The sequence below is a fragment of the Paenibacillus sp. FSL W8-1187 genome, assembly GCF_037965485.1.
In the GTDB taxonomy this organism is placed as follows: domain Bacteria; phylum Bacillota; class Bacilli; order Paenibacillales; family Paenibacillaceae; genus Paenibacillus_O; species Paenibacillus_O pasadenensis.
This window is the reverse complement of sequence record NZ_CP150181.1, coordinates 3,208,586-3,224,933: the sequence shown is the minus strand read 5'-3', so window position 1 is coordinate 3,224,933 and position 16,348 is coordinate 3,208,586. Positions and strand designations below refer to the sequence as shown.

The following is a 16,348-nucleotide window of genomic DNA, read 5'->3' as shown; positions in this document are numbered from 1 at the left end:
GCTAAGGATTCATGATCGGCGGGTTAGGGCGTTTATTCAAAGCGCTGGCGCGAGCCAAGGAACCTTCGGCTCCCTCGTGGAGCCGAAGCGCCGGAGATCGTCGAATCAAGGAACCTTCGGCTCCCTCGTGGAGCCGAAGCGCCGGATAACGTCGAATCAAGGAACATTCGGTTCCCTCGTCGAGCCGAAGCGCCAGTGATCGTCGAATCAAGGAACATTCGGCTCCCTCGTGGAGCCGAAGCGCCGGGTGACGTCGAATCAAGGAACATTCAGCTCCCTCATGGAGCCGAAGCGCCGGATAACGTCGAATCAAGGAACCTTCGGCTCCCCCGTGAGCCGAAGCGCCGGATAACGTCGAATCAAGGAACCTTCGGCTCCCTCGTGGAGCCGAAGCGCCGGAGATCGTCGAATCAAGGAACATTCGGCTCCCTCGTGGAGCCGATAGCGCCTCGCCGCTCGCCGTCCGCGGCCCGTGCCTGTCCGCTCGCCTTGTCCGCCTTCGCTCACCCGCGCCCGGCTCGCTATCCCGCTTCCCGCTCTCGTTCGCCGTCCGCGGCCCGTGCCCGTCCGCTCGCCGTGTCCGCCTTCGCTCGCAGCGCCCGGCCCGCTTCCCGCTCTCGTCCGCCGTCCGCTCTTCGCCCGCCGCCCTTTCAGCCCGCAAGCCTCTGCAGAGGCTTGCGGGCTGCTTGCGCTTCCTTATTTTCCCTCTTGCATAGGGAACATACATTCGGTATATAATACGTTTAGAGCGAAATGCGAACATATATTCGATCAACGAGCAACAGGGCTCGCGGCCGGCTCTTCGCAGGCCCGATCCCTAGAGAGCAGGAGGTATGCCCGGTGGAGAGAGCGATCCTGCTGGCGGACTGCCAGTCGTTCTATGCCTCGGCGGAAAAGGCGGCGCATCCCGAATATCGCGACCAGCCGGTCGCCGTCGGCGATCCGTCGCGGAGGAGCGGCATCGTGCTGGCGGCGTGCCCGCTCGCCAAAGCGCGCGGCGTGACGACGGCCTCGCGGGTCGGAGAGGCGCTGACGCTTTGTCCGGAGCTGGTCGTCATCCGGCCGCGGATGCAGCGCTACATCGAGGTGTCGCTGTTCATCACGCAGATTTTCAAACGGTACACGGATCAGGTCGAGCCCTACAGCATCGACGAGCAGTTCCTCGACGTCACGGGCTCCGCGGCCTACTACGGCGGGCCGAGGCGGACGGCGCGCGACATCCAGAACCATATCCTGCTGTCGACGGGCATCAAGTCCCGGATCGGGATCGGCCCGACGAAGATTCTGGCCAAGATGGCCGCCGACAATTACGCCAAGAAGAGTCCGGAGGGCGTGTTCGAGCTGAGGCCGGAGACGCTGGACGCGACGCTGTGGACGCTGCCGGTGCATCAAATGTTCATGGTCGCCTCGCGGATGACCCGGCACTTCAACCGGATGGGGCTGACGACGATCGGCGACATCGCGCGGCTGGAGTTCCCGGAGTTCAAGCGGCGCATGCGGCTCGAGATGGGGCGGCAGAGCGACATCCAGGCCGGCTACTACTGGCAGACGGCGCGCGGCATCGACCCGAGCCCGGTCGTCTCCGGCATCCGCCACCAGCTGAAGTCCGTCGGCCACGGCAAGGCGCTGCGCTGGCGGATGTACCGCTGCCGGGCGGATATCGAGGTCGTGCTGCTCGAGCTCGTCCTCGAGGTGTGCCAGCGCATGCGGAGGCACGGCTGCATGGGAACGGTCGTCGCGGTGTCCGCGACGGAGACCGACGGCGAGCGGACGGGCGGCTTCAGCCGCCAGCTGACGCTGGGGCAGCCGACGTCGCTGACGCATGAGGTCGCCGCGGCGGCGCGCGAGCTGTTCGCGCGCCACTGGAGCGGCCTGCCGGTCGGGCGGCTGAGCGTGACCGTCTCGGGACTGACGGACGACGGCGTCATGCAGCTGACGCTGTTCGAGGACCGGGACCGGGCTTATCGCAAGGAGCAGACGATCGACCGCATCAAGGAACGGTTCGGAGCGGACGCCATCATGCGGGCGTCGTCGCTGCTGGAAGCGGGAGTGGCGCGCGAGCGCGCCGAACAGATTGGGGGGCATTACCGATGAGCAAGCTGGACGGCAACGAGCGCTGGAAGTCCAAGATGCTGCTGACCGAGCATGTGGAGCAGTATGACCGGAGCCAGGCGGGAGCGGAGGCCAAGGTGACGACGGCGGAGGAGCGCGTCATGATCCGCGACTCCATCCTCCTTCCCCATATGGCCGTCATGGTCGAGAAGAGCCTCGCCGAGCTCGAGCATTCCGGCAACATGCTGCGGCGGCTGTACGGCACCGCCGGCCAGCTCGTGCTGAACCGGATCATGCAGGACCAGTACGCGCTGCGCCGCGAGCTGAAGGCCCGCAACATCCGCATCGTCGCGGAGGAGCAGTCGTCCTCGATCGTCCATCATCGCTACTACTGCCGGGGCTACGAGGAGCACTTCGGCATGACCCGCGAGGTGATGCGCTCGGAGATCAGCTGGCGCCTGACCCGGTATGCGGCGGAGCTGGCCGAGCGGATGAAGGATGACGGCAAGAAAAAGCGAGGGACGGAGGGAGCCCCTTGACCGGGGCTGCTTGCGGCGGGGAAAAAAAGGGTTGCAAAGGCTTACATCTCCGCCTATAATGAGCTCACAGGTTTCCGAAACGTTTTGGAAAGATGAGGGGGGTACGTTTGACAACGATCAAAGACATCGCGAAGGCGGCAGGCGTATCCGTCACGACCGTATCCCGGGCGCTCAACGGCTATTACGACGTGAACGAAAAGACGAGGCAGAAAATCCAGGCGATCGCGGAGAAGCTGAGCTATCGGCCCAATGCCGTAGCCCGCAGCCTGGTGACGAAAAAGACGCGCACGATCGGCGTCATCCTGTCCGAGATCAACCGCGAGGGCGCGAAGGACTCGCTCGCATTCGAGACGCTGTGCGGCATCAACGACCGGGCGACGGAGCTGGACTACGACATCCTGCTGTTCAGCACCAGCTCCAAGAAGCAGAAGTCCAAGTCCTACGCCGACCTGTGCAAGGAGCGCAACGTAGACGGCGCGATCCTGTCGGGGCTGCGGCTGCATGATCCGTACCTGGAGGAGGTCGTGCACGATACCGACTTCCCGTGCGTGCTGATCGACATCCCGCTGGAAAGCCGCGAGGTCGGCCACGTGACGACCGACAACGTGAAGGGAGCGGCTGCGGCGGTCGGCCATCTGATCGGGCTGGGGCACCGGCGCATCGCGATGATCAACGGGCATGACGAGGCGGCGGTCAGCCGGGATCGGCTGGAGGGATACCGGCGGGCGCTGGAAGGGGCCGGCATTCCGTTCGATCCGCAGCTCGTCTACAACGGCGGCTTCCGCGAGGAGGGCGGCTTCGAGGCAATGTACGAGATCGGCTACAACCGTAAGGACGTCACCGCCGTCTTCTCGGCGAGCGACCTGATGGTGCTCGGGGCGCTGCGGGCGCTCGAGCGGATGGGACGCAAGGCGCCGGAGCAGATGTCGATCGTCGGCTACGACGACATCGCCATCGCCGCGCATTGCTCGCCGCCGCTCACGACGATCCGCCAGGACCGCTACGAGATGGGCTACCAGTCGGCGCAGCTGCTGATCGACATGCTGGAGCAGCGGGAGGTCGGCCGCAAGATCGTTCTTCATTCCGAGCTGGTCGTCCGCAAAAGCACGGCGCCTTGCAAGGAGTAACGGCTTCAAATGGAGATGCCGCCTGTGCGAGGCGGTTTCGTTTCCATCAAATCCGAAACGTTTTGGATAAAGCTGGAGCGGTACGAGCGCTCCTAGAAATGAAGGGCGGCATCATCCCGAGCGATGCGGCCGACGAAGGAGAATGAACATGAACTACCGGGTCCTGAAAGAAAACGATCTGTTCCTCCTGACGAATCTGGCGGGCGACGTCACGCCCGAGCAGACGGCGGGCGAGGAGCAGCTGACCGGATACGGCCTGTACCGGAGCGATACCCGCTTCTTGAGCCGGATGGAGCTGCTCGTCAACGGACGCAGGCCGATCGTGCTCGCCTCGGAGGCGGATCAGAACTACGCGGCGACGGTCGTGCTGACGAATCCGCATATGGAGGAGGACGGCAAGCTGATCTTGTGGCGCGAGTCGGTGGAGCTGCGGCGAGAGCGCTTCATTTACGGAGACGTGCTGTATGAGACCGTGCGGATGACGAATTTCAGCCCGCAGCCGCTGGACTTCGAGCTGGCGATCCGCTTCGAGGCCGACTTCACCGACATGTTCGTCGTGCGCGGCTTCATGGGCGGCAAGCTCGGCGTCGCGCATCCGCCGCAGGCCGCTCCCGGCGAGCTGCGCTTCGCCTATGACGGCTCCGACGGCATCGCCCGGGCGCTGCGCGTCGTCTGGGACGCCGCGGCGGCCGTCGCCGGCGCGGACGGCGTCCTGCGCCGGCCGGTGTCGCTCGCTCCGGGAGCGAGCGCCGAGCTGTCGCTGCGGCTGCTGCCTTCGCTGGCGGGGGTCGAGCCGTCGCCGCTGCGGCCGGCCGAGGCGCTGGCTCGGCTGGAGGCGGAGTACGCCGACTGGAGGGACGGCAGCTGCTCCGTCCGCAGCGACCGTCCGCTGCTCGACGCGCTCTACGAGCGGGGGCTGATGGATCTGCGCGTGCTGCTGAACGACGAGGGGCTCGGCCGCTTCCCGGTCGCCGGCTTGCCGTGGTACGCCGTGCTGTTCGGCCGCGACAGCCTCATCACGGCGCTGCAGCTGCTGCCGATCCGTCCGGAAACGGCGCTGGCGACGCTGCGCATGATGGCCCGCTGGCAAGGCGACCGCCACGACGCCTGGCGCGACGAGCAGCCCGGCAAGATCATGCACGAGCTGCGGCGCGGAGAGCTGGCCGCCACCGATCAGGTGCCGTTCTCTCCGTATTACGGCACGGTCGACGCGACGCCGCTGTTCCTGCTGCTGGCCGCCGAATACGTCCGCTGGACCGGCGAGGCCGAGGCGCTGCGCGAGCTGAAGCCGCATCTGGAGCGGGCGCTGCAATGGGTCGACGACAACGCCGCCCGCTACGGAGGCTTCGTCTCCTATCACAGCGAGTCGGCCAAGGGCATCGCCAATCAAGGCTGGAAGGACTCCGCCGATTCGATCGTGCACTGCGAGGGAGAGTACGCGGCGACGCCGATCGCCCTCGTCGAGGTGCAGGGCTACGTCTACCGCGCCAAGTCGCAGCTCGCCCGGCAGTTCGCCGGACTGAGCGAGGGACCGGGCGACGGATGGGACGAATGGGCCCGGCGGCTGGAGGCGGAGGCGGAGGCGCTGCGGCAGCGGTTCGAGGCGGCATTCTGGCTCGAGGACGAGTCGTACTACGCGATCGCACTCGACCGCGACGGGCGTCCGGTGCGGTCGGTCACCTCGAACCCGGGCCATGCGCTGTCATCCGGACTGTTCGCGCCGGAGCGGGCGGCAGCCGTCGCACGGCGGCTCGTCGCGCCGGATTTGTTCAGCGGCTACGGCATCCGCACGATGGCCGCCGGGCAGACCGGCTACAATCCGATGAGCTATCACGACGGCAGCGTCTGGCCCCATGACAATTCCATGTGCCTGCTCGGCTTGGCCGAGCAAGGCTTCGCGGCAGAAGCCGCGACCGTCGTCGAGGGGCTGCTCGCCTCTGCCGCCCATTTCGAAGGCGCGCGGCTGCCGGAGCTGTTTTGCGGCTACGGCCGCGACGCCGGCAAGCCGGTGCGCTATCCGGTCGCCTGCTCGCCGCAGGCGTGGGCGGCGGGCACGCCGCTCGTCATGCTGACGGCGATGCTGGGCCTTCGCCCCGACTGCGCAGACGGCGTCGTGACGCTGTCTCCGTCGCTGCCGGACGGCATGGACCGGCTGGAGGCGAAAGGAATCCGCATCGGCAAAGGACGGCTCGACGTGGAGGTGCGCCGCGAGAGGGACGGCTTCCGCGCCGTCGTCACCGCCAACACGACCGGGCTCGCCGTCCGCTGCGAGGCGGCGGCCGCGGCCCCGGTCTGAGCTCCGCGGACCGTTTAACCGAAGGTTTTTCAGGCTCCGCCGCCCTGGGCGGCGGCAGCCTTTGAAACACATACCGACACCATCCAAAAAAGGAGTGTTTTGGGCATGAGAAAAAGGGGAACAGCATTCACCGCGCTCGGATTGGCCGCTACGGTCGCTTTGTCCGGCTGCAGCGGAGGCAACAGCATCGGAGACACGGGAGCATCGACTCCGGCGCCAAGTGCAAGCGCTTCCGAGAACGGCTCGGCCGCGCCGAAGGCCGAGAACGTAACGCTTCGCATCGGCACCTGGGATGGCGGCGACGGCTTGAAGCAGCAGCAGCAGATCGCAGACAACTATATGAAGGAGCACCCGAACGTCAAAATCGCCATCGAGTCGGTGCCGGACCAATACGGCACGAAGCTGCTGACGCAAGTAGCCGCCGGCCAGGCGCCCGACGTGTTCCAGGTCGGCGACGGCGACGTGAAGATGTTCATGCAAAAAGGCGCGCTGGAGGATCTGACGCCGTATATCGGCGGCTCCTCGGGCATCGATCTGCAGGACTATTTTGAAAGCGTGCTCGACGTCGGCAAGCTCGGCGACCAGTACTACACGCTGCCGAAGGACTATTCCGACATCGCGGTCTACTACAACAAGAAGCTGTTCGACGAGGCGGGCGTCGCTTATCCGCAGGCGGGCTGGACGTGGGACGACTTTTATGCGACGGCGAAGCAGCTGACCGTCAAAAAGGGCGAAAAGACGACGCAGTGGGGGGCCAATCTGCCCGGCACGTGGCTGCGCGCGATTCTGCCGCTGATCCACAGCTACGGCGGCAGCGTCATCAGCCCCGACGGCAAGTCGTACGACGGCTATATGAACAGCGACGGCACCGTCAAGGCGCTCGAGCTGTACCAGGACATGTACCTGAAGGATAAGATCACGCCTTCCAGCACCGATTCGGCCGCCTTCCAGGGCGTCGACCTGTTCGCCGCCGGCAAGGTCGCGATGACGGTGACGGGACGCTGGCCGGTCGCGGAATACGAGAAAAATCCGGAGCTCGACTTCGGCGTCGCGCAAATGCCGGCCGGACCTGCGGGAGCGGCGAACACGATCTGCTACTCCGGCTACGGCCTCTATTCCAAGTCGGCGAACAAGGATGCGGCCTGGGACTACCTGAAGTACCTGACCGGCCCGCAAGGCCAGGAAATCATGGCGCAGTACGCGTTCACCGCCGTCAAGTCGACGACCGAGAAGCTCGGCCAGTCGTCCAACGAGCATCTGAAGCCGTTCCTCGACGACATCCCGAACATCAAGGAATTCCCGGAAAAGACGAGCGAGCACTTCAGCGCTTCGGGAGGCAAGGCGATGCAGACGGTGCTCGACAAAATGATGCTCGGCAAGCCGCTCGACATCAAGAGCGAGCTGGACGCCGCGGCCAAGCAGGCGACCGCCGATCTGGCGACGGCGCAGCAGCAGTAACGATCCGGCGGGAAGCCTCGAAGCGGCTTCCCGCCGCATTTCTCTCCGGCAGACCCGCCAACGGGCGGTCTACCGGTCGCAGCCTAGGAAAGAAGGTGTCTGTCCATGAAAACGCAACCCGCAAGCGAAGCTGGGAGCGGCAAGCGTACGAAGCGGCGGCTGACGCGCGCGGAGCGCAAGGAGGAGCTGGCGTTCTACGCGTTGACCGGGCCTTGGCTGATCGGCCTCGCCGTCTTTTTCGCCGTGCCGATGGCGGTCTCGCTCGGCATCAGCCTGACCCGCTGGGACATGCTGACGCCGGCCGAGTTCGTCGGCCTGCGCAACTACACCCAGGCGTTCACCGGCGATCCGCTGTTTTGGCAGTCGCTCAAGGTGACGACGCTGTACGCGCTGTTCTCGGTGCCGCTAGGCCTCGTCTTCTCGCTGCTGCTGTCGCTGCTGCTCAACCAGGCCGTACGCGGCATGCGCCTGTTCCGCACGATCTTCTACCTGCCGTCGGTCGTCAGCGGCGTCTCGGTCATGGTGCTGTGGATGTGGATCTTCAACCCGCAGATCGGACTCATCAACATGGTGCTCGGCGCGTTCGGCATCGAAGGCCCGGGCTGGATCTTCGACCCCGACTGGGCGCTGCCGTCGATGGTCATCATGAGCCTTTGGTCGTCGGTCGGCGGCAGCGTCATCATCTGGCTGGCCGGGCTCAAGGGCATTCCGTCGACGCTGTACGAGGCGGCGGAGCTGGACGGCGCCGGACCGCTGCAGAAGTTTTGGTGCGTCACCGTGCCGATGCTGACGCCGACGATCTTTTTCAACCTCGTCATGGGCATCATCGGGGCGATGCAGGCGTTCGGCGAAGCGTACGTCATGACCAAGGGCGGACCGATGAACTCGACGCTGTTCTTCAACTTCTACCTGTTCGACCACGCCTTCCAGAACTTCCGCATGGGCTACGCCTCCGCGCTTGCCTGGGTGCTGTTCGTGCTGATCCTCGGCCTGACGGCGCTCGTCGTCCGCTCATCCGCCGCCTGGGTCTATTACGAAGGAGAAAGGAGCTGAGCCGCCATGGCCAAAACGAATCCCATCCGCGCGCTGCTGCGGCAAGCGCCCGTCTATTTCCTGCTGGCGCTCGGCTCCCTCGTCATGCTCGTGCCGTTCGCCTGGATGCTGTCCACCTCGCTCAAGGAATCGTACCAGGTGTTCGCCTGGCCGCCGAAGTGGGTGCCGGATCCGATCCGCTGGAGCAACTACAAAACGACGTTCACCTCGCTGCCGTTCGGCACCTGGTTCAACAACACGCTTCTCATCACGTCGCTGTCGATCGTCGGCGCCGTCGTCTCCTGCATCGTCGTCTCGTACGGCTTCGCCCGCTTCCGCGCGCGCGGACGCAACGCGCTGTTCCTGCTGACGCTGGCGACGATGATGCTGCCGGACACGGTCACGATGATTCCGAAGTTCTATCTGTTCAGCGAGTTCGGCTGGATCAACACGTTTTATCCGCTCATCGTGCCGCTGTTTTTCGGCAAGGCCTACTTCATCTTTCTGCTTAGGCAGTTTTTCCTCTCCATCCCTGCCGACCTCGAGGAAGCGGCCAAGATCGACGGCGCGTCCACGTTCGGCATCCTGCTGCGGATCATCCTCCCTCTGACCGTTCCGGCCATCGTGACGATCGCGATTTTCCAGTTCAACGATTCCTGGAAAGATTTCATGCAGCCGATTTTGTATTTGAGCAAGCCGGACCTGTATACGCTCTCGCTCGGCATCAACTTCTTCAAGAGCCAGAACGACGTGCAGTGGAACTTCCTGATGGCCGCCTCGGTCGTCACGATGCTGCCTTCGCTCGTGTTTTATTTCATCGGACAGAAATACTTCGTCGAAAGCATCACGCTGACCGGCATGAAAGGATGAGATCGATCGTGGCTCCCGCGAACGCCCGCCCTGCCTCTCTGCGCTGGATGCTCGGCATCGGCTGCCTGTCGGCGTCGGCGCTCGGGCTGGAAATCGCGCTCACCCGCGTATTCGGCGTGCTGCTGCAATATCACTACGTCTCGCTCGTCGTCTCGCTCGCGGTGCTGGGCATCGGCATCGGCGGCTACGCGGCGCGGGCGCTGCCGGAGCGGCCCGGCTCGTCCGCCGCGGGAGCGGCGCTCGCGACCGGCCTCTACGCGGCGCTGCTGAGCTTCGCGCTTGCCCGCTACCCCTATGTCGGCCAGCTGCCGCTTTATGCGCTGGCGGCGTCCGTGCCGTTCGTGCTGTTCGGCTGGTGCATGGGCAAGGCGCTGTCGTCCGGAGCCGAGCCTCGCCGCCTGTATGCGGCCGACCTGCTCGGCGCCGCGCTCGGCGTCGCCGCCGCCTACGGCTTGCTGCAGCTGCTGGGCGGGCTGGCGGCGCTGTTCGCGCTGGCCGCGCCGGCATTCGCCGCGGCGCTGCTGCTGCCCGGCGGCAGGCCGGAGCGCAGGCCGGCGCAGCGCCGCTGGACGGCGGCGCTGCTGCTCGCGGCCGTGCCGCTGGTCGCCGCGGCAGGCGGGCCCGGCCTGTGGCAGATCAACTTCGCGGGACTGTCGGGGGCCGCTCCGGACAAAACGATCGTCGCCGCGCTGCGGCAGCCGGGAGCGGAGCTGGAGCGCTCCTACTGGGACGCGTTCGCGCGCGCCGACGTCGTCGGCGGCGCGGAAGCGGACCGCAAGACGGTATTCGTCGACGGCGGAGCGGGCAGCTACATGTACCGCTACGACGGGAACCTGCGCTCGGTCGCCTCTCTGGCCGGCGACATCGAGTTCCTGCCGTTCGCCGCCGGTCCGGCCGGCAAGACGGCAATCGTCGGCTCCGGCGGCGGGCGCGACATCCTGTACGCGCTGCTCGCCGGCGCGAAGTCGGTGACCGCGGTCGAGATGAGCGGCTCGCTCGTCCAGGCGATGCGCGAGGACGAGCAGTTCGGCCGAGCCCTGCTGGCCGAGCCCGGAGTCGAGGTCGTCGTCGGCGACGGGCGCAGCGTGCTGGAGCGCTCGGACGGCGGCTTCGACCTGATCGCGCTCGATTTGGTCTACTCCCAGGTCGGAGGGACGAACGGGCACGCGCTGAGCGAAAATTACGCGTTCACGCGGGAAGCGTTTCAAGCCTATATGCAGAAGCTGAACGAAAACGGCCGCTTGATCGTCGTCTCGCATCAGGGCATCGAGGGCGTACGCGCCTTTTATACGGCGCTTGCGGCGCATATGGAGCTGACCGGAGCGAAGCCGGCGGAGGCGGTGCGCCACGCCGCGCTGCTGCTCGCTTCGCCCGAATCGAAGTCGCCGGGGCTGGCGCTGACGGTGCTGCAGCGGCAGCCGCTGCAGCAGAAGCAGCTCGATACGCTGCTCGCGGGAGCGCAGGCGCTGAAGCTGCAGACGCTGTTCCTGCCGGGGAGCAGCGAGCAGCTGCTGAAGCCGCTCATCGACGGCGCCATGCCGTTCGATCGGTTTGTCGCCGACTCGGACTACAACGTCTATCCGACGGTCGACGACCGGCCGTTCTTCTACTTGCTGACGCCGGGACTGCCGGCATCGCTGCGGACGTGGCTGGCGGCCGTCGCGCTGCTCACCGCGCTGCTCGGCGTCTGGATCTGGAGGCGCGAGCGCGCGCTGTCCCGGGCGGCCGGTCCGTCCGGAGCGCGGGCGGACCAGGCGAGCCTGCTCGTCGCCGTGCTGGCCGGAGCCGGCTATATGCTGCTGCAGGCGGCGCTGATCCAAAAGGCGCTCAAATATGCCGGCAGTCCGGCGCTGGCGGCCGCGATCGTGCTGGCGGCGATGCTGGCCGGGGGCAGCCTCGGCAGCCGGCTCGCCGGGCGCCGCCTGCCGGAATCGGCGGCGGCGATCGGGGCGGCGCTGCTGATCGCCGCGCTGACCGCCGCCGAGGCGCTGTGGGGCGGCAGCCTGACGGCGCTGCCGGCCGCGGCCCGGCTCGGGGCGCTCGGGCTGGCGGGCGCGGCGATCGGCCTGCTGGCCGGCGTGCCGCTGCCGCAGCGCCTGGCCGTCGCCGAGCGGCGCCGGCCGGGCAGCTCGCCGCTGCTGTTCGCCGTCTCCGGCATCGCGGGGCTGTGGGGCTCCTGGCTCGGCGCCGCGCTGGCGCTGACGGCGGGCTTGCGCTGGACGCTGGCGGCCGCATGCCTATGCTACTTGCTGCTGCTTCCCGCCGCGCGCTTCGGGCGCGGGGAAGCGTCGAAAGCCAAGGAAAGGGGAGGGGCCCATGTCAACCGATAGAGACAACGAGCCGTTCGCGGGAGCGGAACGGACCGCGGGAGTAGAGCGGACCGAAGGGGCGGAACGGACCGCGGGAGCGGAGCGGCTGCGCGGGCTGCAGGCGAGCCGCCGCAATCGCGAGGGAGAGCCGCTCGATCTGTTCGTCGCGGCCGGAACGCGCAGCATGCTGATCGGCGCGCAGGACGGCGGCTTTCCCGATTTCGGCCATCATATTCCGGACGAGATGGGCGGGCTGTGGGCGCATCCGATCAAGCTGCTGGACGGCTTCTGGGTGCATGTGGCCGAAGCTGGCGCTGGCGGATCGGCCGGCGGCGAATGGCTGCAAAAGGCGGAGCAGTTCCGCAACTACGCTTATTTCAACGAGCATGTCTACACGCTGCCGGCGCTGGAGCTGGAGGCTGTCCGCTCGCAGTTTTGCCCCGACGGGCTGGCGGGACTGGTCGTAGAGCTCGAGCTGCGCGATCGCAGCGGCCGGAGCCGGGAGCTGGAAGTCGTGTTTCAGGCGCGCTCCGACCTGCGTCCCGTCTGGTTCAGCGAGCAGGCCGGCGTCGAGGACGCCCCGGATGAGGCGGCGGCGGTTCCCGGCATCGGCATCGCGGCTCGCGACACGGCTCATCCGTGGACCGTCGTATTCGGCGCGGAGACGGATGAGGCGGAGGCGGCGGTCGGGGACTACGGTCCGGACGCGCCGCGCACCGCCGGACCGGGAGCGGCGGGGCATGTGAAGCGGCGGATCGAGCTTGCCGCTGGAGGGACGGCGCGGCTGCGCTATTTCGTGGCGGGCTCGTCCGTCTCCGAGGAGGAGGCGCTCGCCTCGTTCCGTACGATCCGCGAGCGGCATGCCGAGCTGCGCGGCCAGAAGCGGCTTCGCTACGAGGAATACGCGGGGCGCACGACGGTCGAGCTGCCCGACGAGCGGCTGGTCGAGGCGTTCGATTGGGCGAAGGTCCATGCCGAGTGGCTGCATGTCGACGTTCCCGGCGTCGGCCGCGGACTGGCGGCGGGCATACCGGAGTATCCGTGGTGGTTCGGCTGCGACAACAGCTACGCCTTGCCGGCGCTGCTGACGATCGGCCGCCAGTCGCTCGCGATCGAGACGTCGGAGCTGATCCGCGAAGCCTCCGCCAAGGCGAACGGCAACGGGCGCATCCTGCACGAGCTGACGACGCTCGGCGTCGCGGCCCATCCGGGCAACGCGCAGGAAACGCCGCATTTCATCTCCTGCGTCTGGGAAATCTTCTGCTGGACCGGGGACCGGGCGTATTTGCAGCGCTCTTATCCGGCCGTCCGGGACGGGCTGGAATGGCTGTTCGCCGGCAAGGAGGAGACGGACGACCTGCTGCCTCTCGGCTACGGCATCATCGAGATCGAAGGCTTGAACGTGCGGCTCGTCGATACGGCGGTCTACGCCTGGAAGGCGCTGAAGGACGGCGCGGAGATGGCGGAGCTTGTCGGCGAAGGCGAGGAGGCGCGGCGCTGGAGGCGGCTGGCGGATCGGCTGGAGCGGCAGATCGACGAGGAGCTGTGGCTCGAGGAGGAAGGGCTGTACGCCGATGCCGTCGCGTCGGTCGGCGAGGTGCGCGAGCGGCTGCCGGTACATGTCGCCCGCGCCGACGCGATGGAGGCGCCGGCGGCCGCGCGCGAGCTCGAGCGGCTGCTGGCGTCGATCGAGGAGGCGCCCGCAGACGAGCGGCGTGCCTGGCTGTTCAAGAATTGGGTCGTCAACACCCCTCTTGAGGCGGGGCTCGCTCCGCGGGAGAAGGCGCTGCGGGCGCTGGACCGGCTGGCGGGCGAGGAGTTCTCCGGCCCGGACGGCATGTATCTGTCGGGCATGTACCGCACGCAGATGATGACGATCTCGACCGCCGTGCAGGCGGTGGCGGAAGCGCGCTACGGCCGGATGGACGAGGCGCTGCGCAATATGGGCAAGATCGCCGGCACGCTGGGCCGGCGTCTGCCGGGCTCGATCAGCGAGATGTCGCCGGACTACGGCTGCTTCGTCCAGGCGTGGACGGGCTACGGCCTGCACTACCCGCTCGTGCGCCAGTTCTTCGGCGTGACGCCGCGCGCCCATGAGCGGCGGGTCGAGCTGAGGCCCCGTCTGCCCGAAGCCTGGAAGGAGGCTTCGCTGGACCGGCTCCTGCTCGGCGGCGAGCAGGACGGCATCGAGCTGGCGATGGCCATCCGGCTCGGGGAGGACGGTGACGAATACCGCATCGAGCTGAGCGCTCCGGACTGGACGATGCAGCTCTCCTTGCCTTGCGGCGAGCGGGAGGAGGTCGAGGCCGCCGGGGCGGACTGCCGCATCGTCGGCCGCGCCGACGGCGAGCTGCGGCTGGAAGCCCGGGGCGGCACGCCGCTCACGGTGCGGCGGATCCGCCGGTCGGCAACGGGCGGCGCTTGAGCCCGGGCCGGTCCGGTTAGGGCCGGGTAGGGCCGGATAGGACTGGATTTGGCTTTGACAGGTCCGGATAGGCTGGATAGGCCTGGACAGGGCCGGACGGCGGTCGAACCAATCGAAGCGAGCGAACCGGAAGGAGGAAGCGGAGGATGAAGGCAAGAGGAGCAGACAGCGAGCCGGGCCGGCTGCTGTCGCGAAGCGCGCATCGGCTCGGTACGGGCATCGGCCTGTTCGGCGCAGAGAGCGACGCGGGAGAGGGGTTTCGCCTGACGGCCGGGGGAGCCGAGCTGACCGGCCTGTCTCCCCTGCTGCAGCCTCTCGGCACGGAGACGCGGCAGGAGGAGGGTCGCTGGCGGGAGTCGGCCCGGCTTGCCGGGGCGGGCCTCGATATCGTTTGCCATACGGTATTTTATGAGGGCGAAGCGGTGGCGGAGCGCTGGCTGGACATCCGCAACGCCGGCGATCAGCCGCTCCGGATCGAGCGGATCGAGCCGATGCGGCTGAGGCTGGAGGATGGCGAGTACATCGTCCATGCGTTTGACAGCGACTGGGGAGCGGAATTCGAGCCGCGCTCGGAAAAGCTGGATGTCGAGTTTATCGCGCAGACGCGCTGGGGACGCTCGTCGAAGGGCATGCATCCCTGGCTGACGCTGGAGCGCTCGGACGGCCGCCTGGTGCATCTGTCGCCGATCTGGTCCGGCAACTGGTCGGCCTCCTGCCGGCGGACGCCGAGCGGCATCGACGCCGGAGCCGGATTGAACGAGTGGGCGTTTTTCAAGACGCTTCAGCCGGGCGAGTCGATGCGGACGCCGTCCGTCGCGGTCGTCGCCGGGGAAGGGGGAGACTGGCATGCGCTCTCGCTGCCGCTGGCGCGGGTCGGACGCCGCCACTGGTACCCGGACAACGCGGTGAGCCGCGAGCTGCCCGCCGAGTGGAACCATTGGTGGAGCTACGAAGACACGCAGATCGACGCCGCGACGTTCAAGGCGAACGCGGCGGCCGCGGCGGAGCTCGGCTTCGGCGTCTGCACGCTCGACGCGGGCTGGTTCGGAAGCGAGGATGCGGAAGGCGGCTGGCACGAGCAGCGCGGCGATTGGGACAAGGTCAACCGCATGCGGTTTCCGGGTGGAGTGCGGGAGTGCGCGGACGAGGCTCGGCGGCTCGGGATGCGCTTCGGCCTGTGGTGCGAGATCGAAGGGCTGGGCCGGCACGCGGAGCTCGCGGGGCGCAGGCCGGACTTCCCGGCGCGGCGCGAGGGCGAGCCGCTCGGCTACGTCTGCCTCGGCAATCCGCAAGCGCGCGAGTGGGCGTTCGCCGAGCTAGACCGCCTCATCCGCGAGAGCGGCTGCGAATGGGTGAAGCTCGATTTCAACGTCGATCCGCTCGGGGGCTGCGACCGTACCGATCACGGGCATGGCGAGGGAGACGGGCTGTTCGAGCATGTGCGCGGCCTGTACGAGGTGCTGGAGCGGCTGCGCGCCGTCCATCCGGAGGTGCTGCTGGAAAACTGCTCCTCGGGCGGGCTGCGGCTCGATCTCGGCATGGCCCGCGTCACGCATCTGTCGTTTCTCAGCGATCCCGACTGGCCGGAGCACAGCTTGCAGGTGTTCTGGGGCGCCAGCACGTTCCTCGCGCCCGAGCGCGCGCTGCATTGGAGCTATTCGCACTGGCTCGGCGACTTCGCCAAGCAGCGCTTCGATCCGCAGGATCCGACGCTGTCGGAAGTCCGCTTCGACTACTATACGCGCATTGGCATGCTCGGCGCGTTCGGCGTCTCGCAAAAGCTGCCCGAGCTTCCGCGGCGGCTGGCGGAAAGGTTGGCCGTCCATGTCCGCGATTACCGCGAGCAGGTCAGCCGCTTCGTGCGCGAAGCGGATCTGTACCGGCTGACGGCGCAGCCGCTGCGCGATGGACGAGGCAGCCGCTGGGCGGCGTTCCAGTACGCGCTCGGCGAGGAGCATCTGCTGGCCGTCTTCCGCCTGGAAGGCGGCGAGGCGAGCCGAGTCGTCCGGCTCCGGGGCTTGCGGCCGGACGGAGCCTACGAGCTGCGGGAGCTCGGAGGGACGTCGGAGCCGCTCCTGCGGTCCGGAGCGTCGCTGCTGCAGGACGGGCTGGCGTTCGACGGCTGGGCGGAGGAGCAGTCGGCGCTGTACCGGCTGCGGCTGCTGCCGCCGGAGCAGCCGGAGGCGTCCGGCTAGCGTCCGCTGCCGCTGGAGGCGTCCGGCTGGCGGTCGCCGAGAGCC

The 16,348-nt window shown here is 67.6% G+C and carries 10 protein-coding genes; all 10 read left to right on the top strand.

Annotated features, from left to right (window positions below):
- Positions 1-840 precede the first annotated feature (840 nt).
- The 10 genes from NYE40_RS13995 to NYE40_RS13950 all read left to right on the top strand — a co-directional run bounded on the left by NYE40_RS13995 (position 841) and on the right by NYE40_RS13950 (position 16,303).
- A complete protein-coding gene (locus NYE40_RS13995) occupies positions 841-2,094 on the top strand; it encodes a DNA polymerase IV (RefSeq protein ID WP_028596868.1) in 1,254 nt (417 codons plus the stop codon).
- A complete protein-coding gene (locus NYE40_RS13990; RefSeq protein WP_028596867.1) occupies positions 2,091-2,591 on the top strand; it encodes a hypothetical protein in 501 nt (166 codons plus the stop codon). The genes NYE40_RS13995 and NYE40_RS13990 overlap by 4 nt, the downstream gene beginning before the upstream one ends.
- Positions 2,592-2,698: 107 nt before the next feature.
- Positions 2,699-3,718, top strand: coding sequence for a LacI family DNA-binding transcriptional regulator (locus NYE40_RS13985; protein WP_028596866.1), 1,020 nt, complete (start codon positions 2,699-2,701; stop codon positions 3,716-3,718).
- 148 nt (positions 3,719-3,866) lie between these two features.
- Positions 3,867-6,014 carry an amylo-alpha-1,6-glucosidase gene (locus NYE40_RS13980; RefSeq protein ID WP_339278574.1) on the top strand — a complete coding sequence of 716 codons (2,148 nt, stop codon included), beginning with the start codon at positions 3,867-3,869 and terminating at the stop codon, positions 6,012-6,014.
- Positions 6,015-6,119: 105 nt separating this feature from the next.
- Positions 6,120-7,472, top strand: coding sequence for a sugar ABC transporter substrate-binding protein (locus NYE40_RS13975; protein ID WP_028596864.1), 1,353 nt, complete (start codon positions 6,120-6,122; stop codon positions 7,470-7,472).
- A gap of 105 nt (positions 7,473-7,577) precedes the next feature.
- Positions 7,578-8,525, top strand: a complete 948-nt coding sequence (locus NYE40_RS13970) for a sugar ABC transporter permease (protein WP_052332832.1) — start codon at positions 7,578-7,580, stop codon at positions 8,523-8,525.
- Between the two features lie 6 nt (positions 8,526-8,531).
- Positions 8,532-9,374, top strand: coding sequence for a carbohydrate ABC transporter permease (locus tag NYE40_RS13965; RefSeq protein WP_052332831.1), 843 nt, complete (start codon positions 8,532-8,534; stop codon positions 9,372-9,374).
- A gap of 8 nt (positions 9,375-9,382) precedes the next feature.
- Positions 9,383-11,704 (top strand): class I SAM-dependent methyltransferase, encoded by a 2,322-nt coding sequence (locus NYE40_RS13960; RefSeq protein WP_028596861.1) that lies wholly within the window; start codon positions 9,383-9,385, stop codon positions 11,702-11,704.
- Positions 11,691-14,108, top strand: coding sequence for a hypothetical protein (locus tag NYE40_RS13955; protein WP_052332830.1), 2,418 nt, complete (start codon positions 11,691-11,693; stop codon positions 14,106-14,108). Before NYE40_RS13960 ends, NYE40_RS13955 begins: the two co-directional genes overlap by 14 nt.
- 146 nt (positions 14,109-14,254) lie before the next feature.
- Positions 14,255-16,303 carry an alpha-galactosidase gene (locus NYE40_RS13950; protein WP_052332829.1) on the top strand — a complete coding sequence of 683 codons (2,049 nt, stop codon included), beginning with the start codon at positions 14,255-14,257 and terminating at the stop codon, positions 16,301-16,303.
- Positions 16,304-16,348: the final 45 nt, after the last annotated feature.

Excerpts from the sequence above, each read along its gene's own strand:
- NYE40_RS13990 (WP_028596867.1), top strand. The coding sequence starts at position 2,091 with ATGAGCAAGCTGGACGGCAACGAGCGCTGGAAGTCCAAGATGCTGCTG.
- NYE40_RS13980 (WP_339278574.1), top strand. The coding sequence starts at position 3,867 with ATGAACTACCGGGTCCTGAAAGAAAACGATCTGTTCCTCCTGACGAAT.
- NYE40_RS13975 (WP_028596864.1), top strand. The coding sequence starts at position 6,120 with ATGAGAAAAAGGGGAACAGCATTCACCGCGCTCGGATTGGCCGCTACG.
- NYE40_RS13970 (WP_052332832.1), top strand. The coding sequence starts at position 7,578 with ATGAAAACGCAACCCGCAAGCGAAGCTGGGAGCGGCAAGCGTACGAAG.
- NYE40_RS13965 (WP_052332831.1), top strand. The coding sequence starts at position 8,532 with ATGGCCAAAACGAATCCCATCCGCGCGCTGCTGCGGCAAGCGCCCGTC.
- NYE40_RS13955 (WP_052332830.1), top strand. The coding sequence starts at position 11,691 with ATGTCAACCGATAGAGACAACGAGCCGTTCGCGGGAGCGGAACGGACC.
- NYE40_RS13950 (WP_052332829.1), top strand. The coding sequence starts at position 14,255 with ATGAAGGCAAGAGGAGCAGACAGCGAGCCGGGCCGGCTGCTGTCGCGA.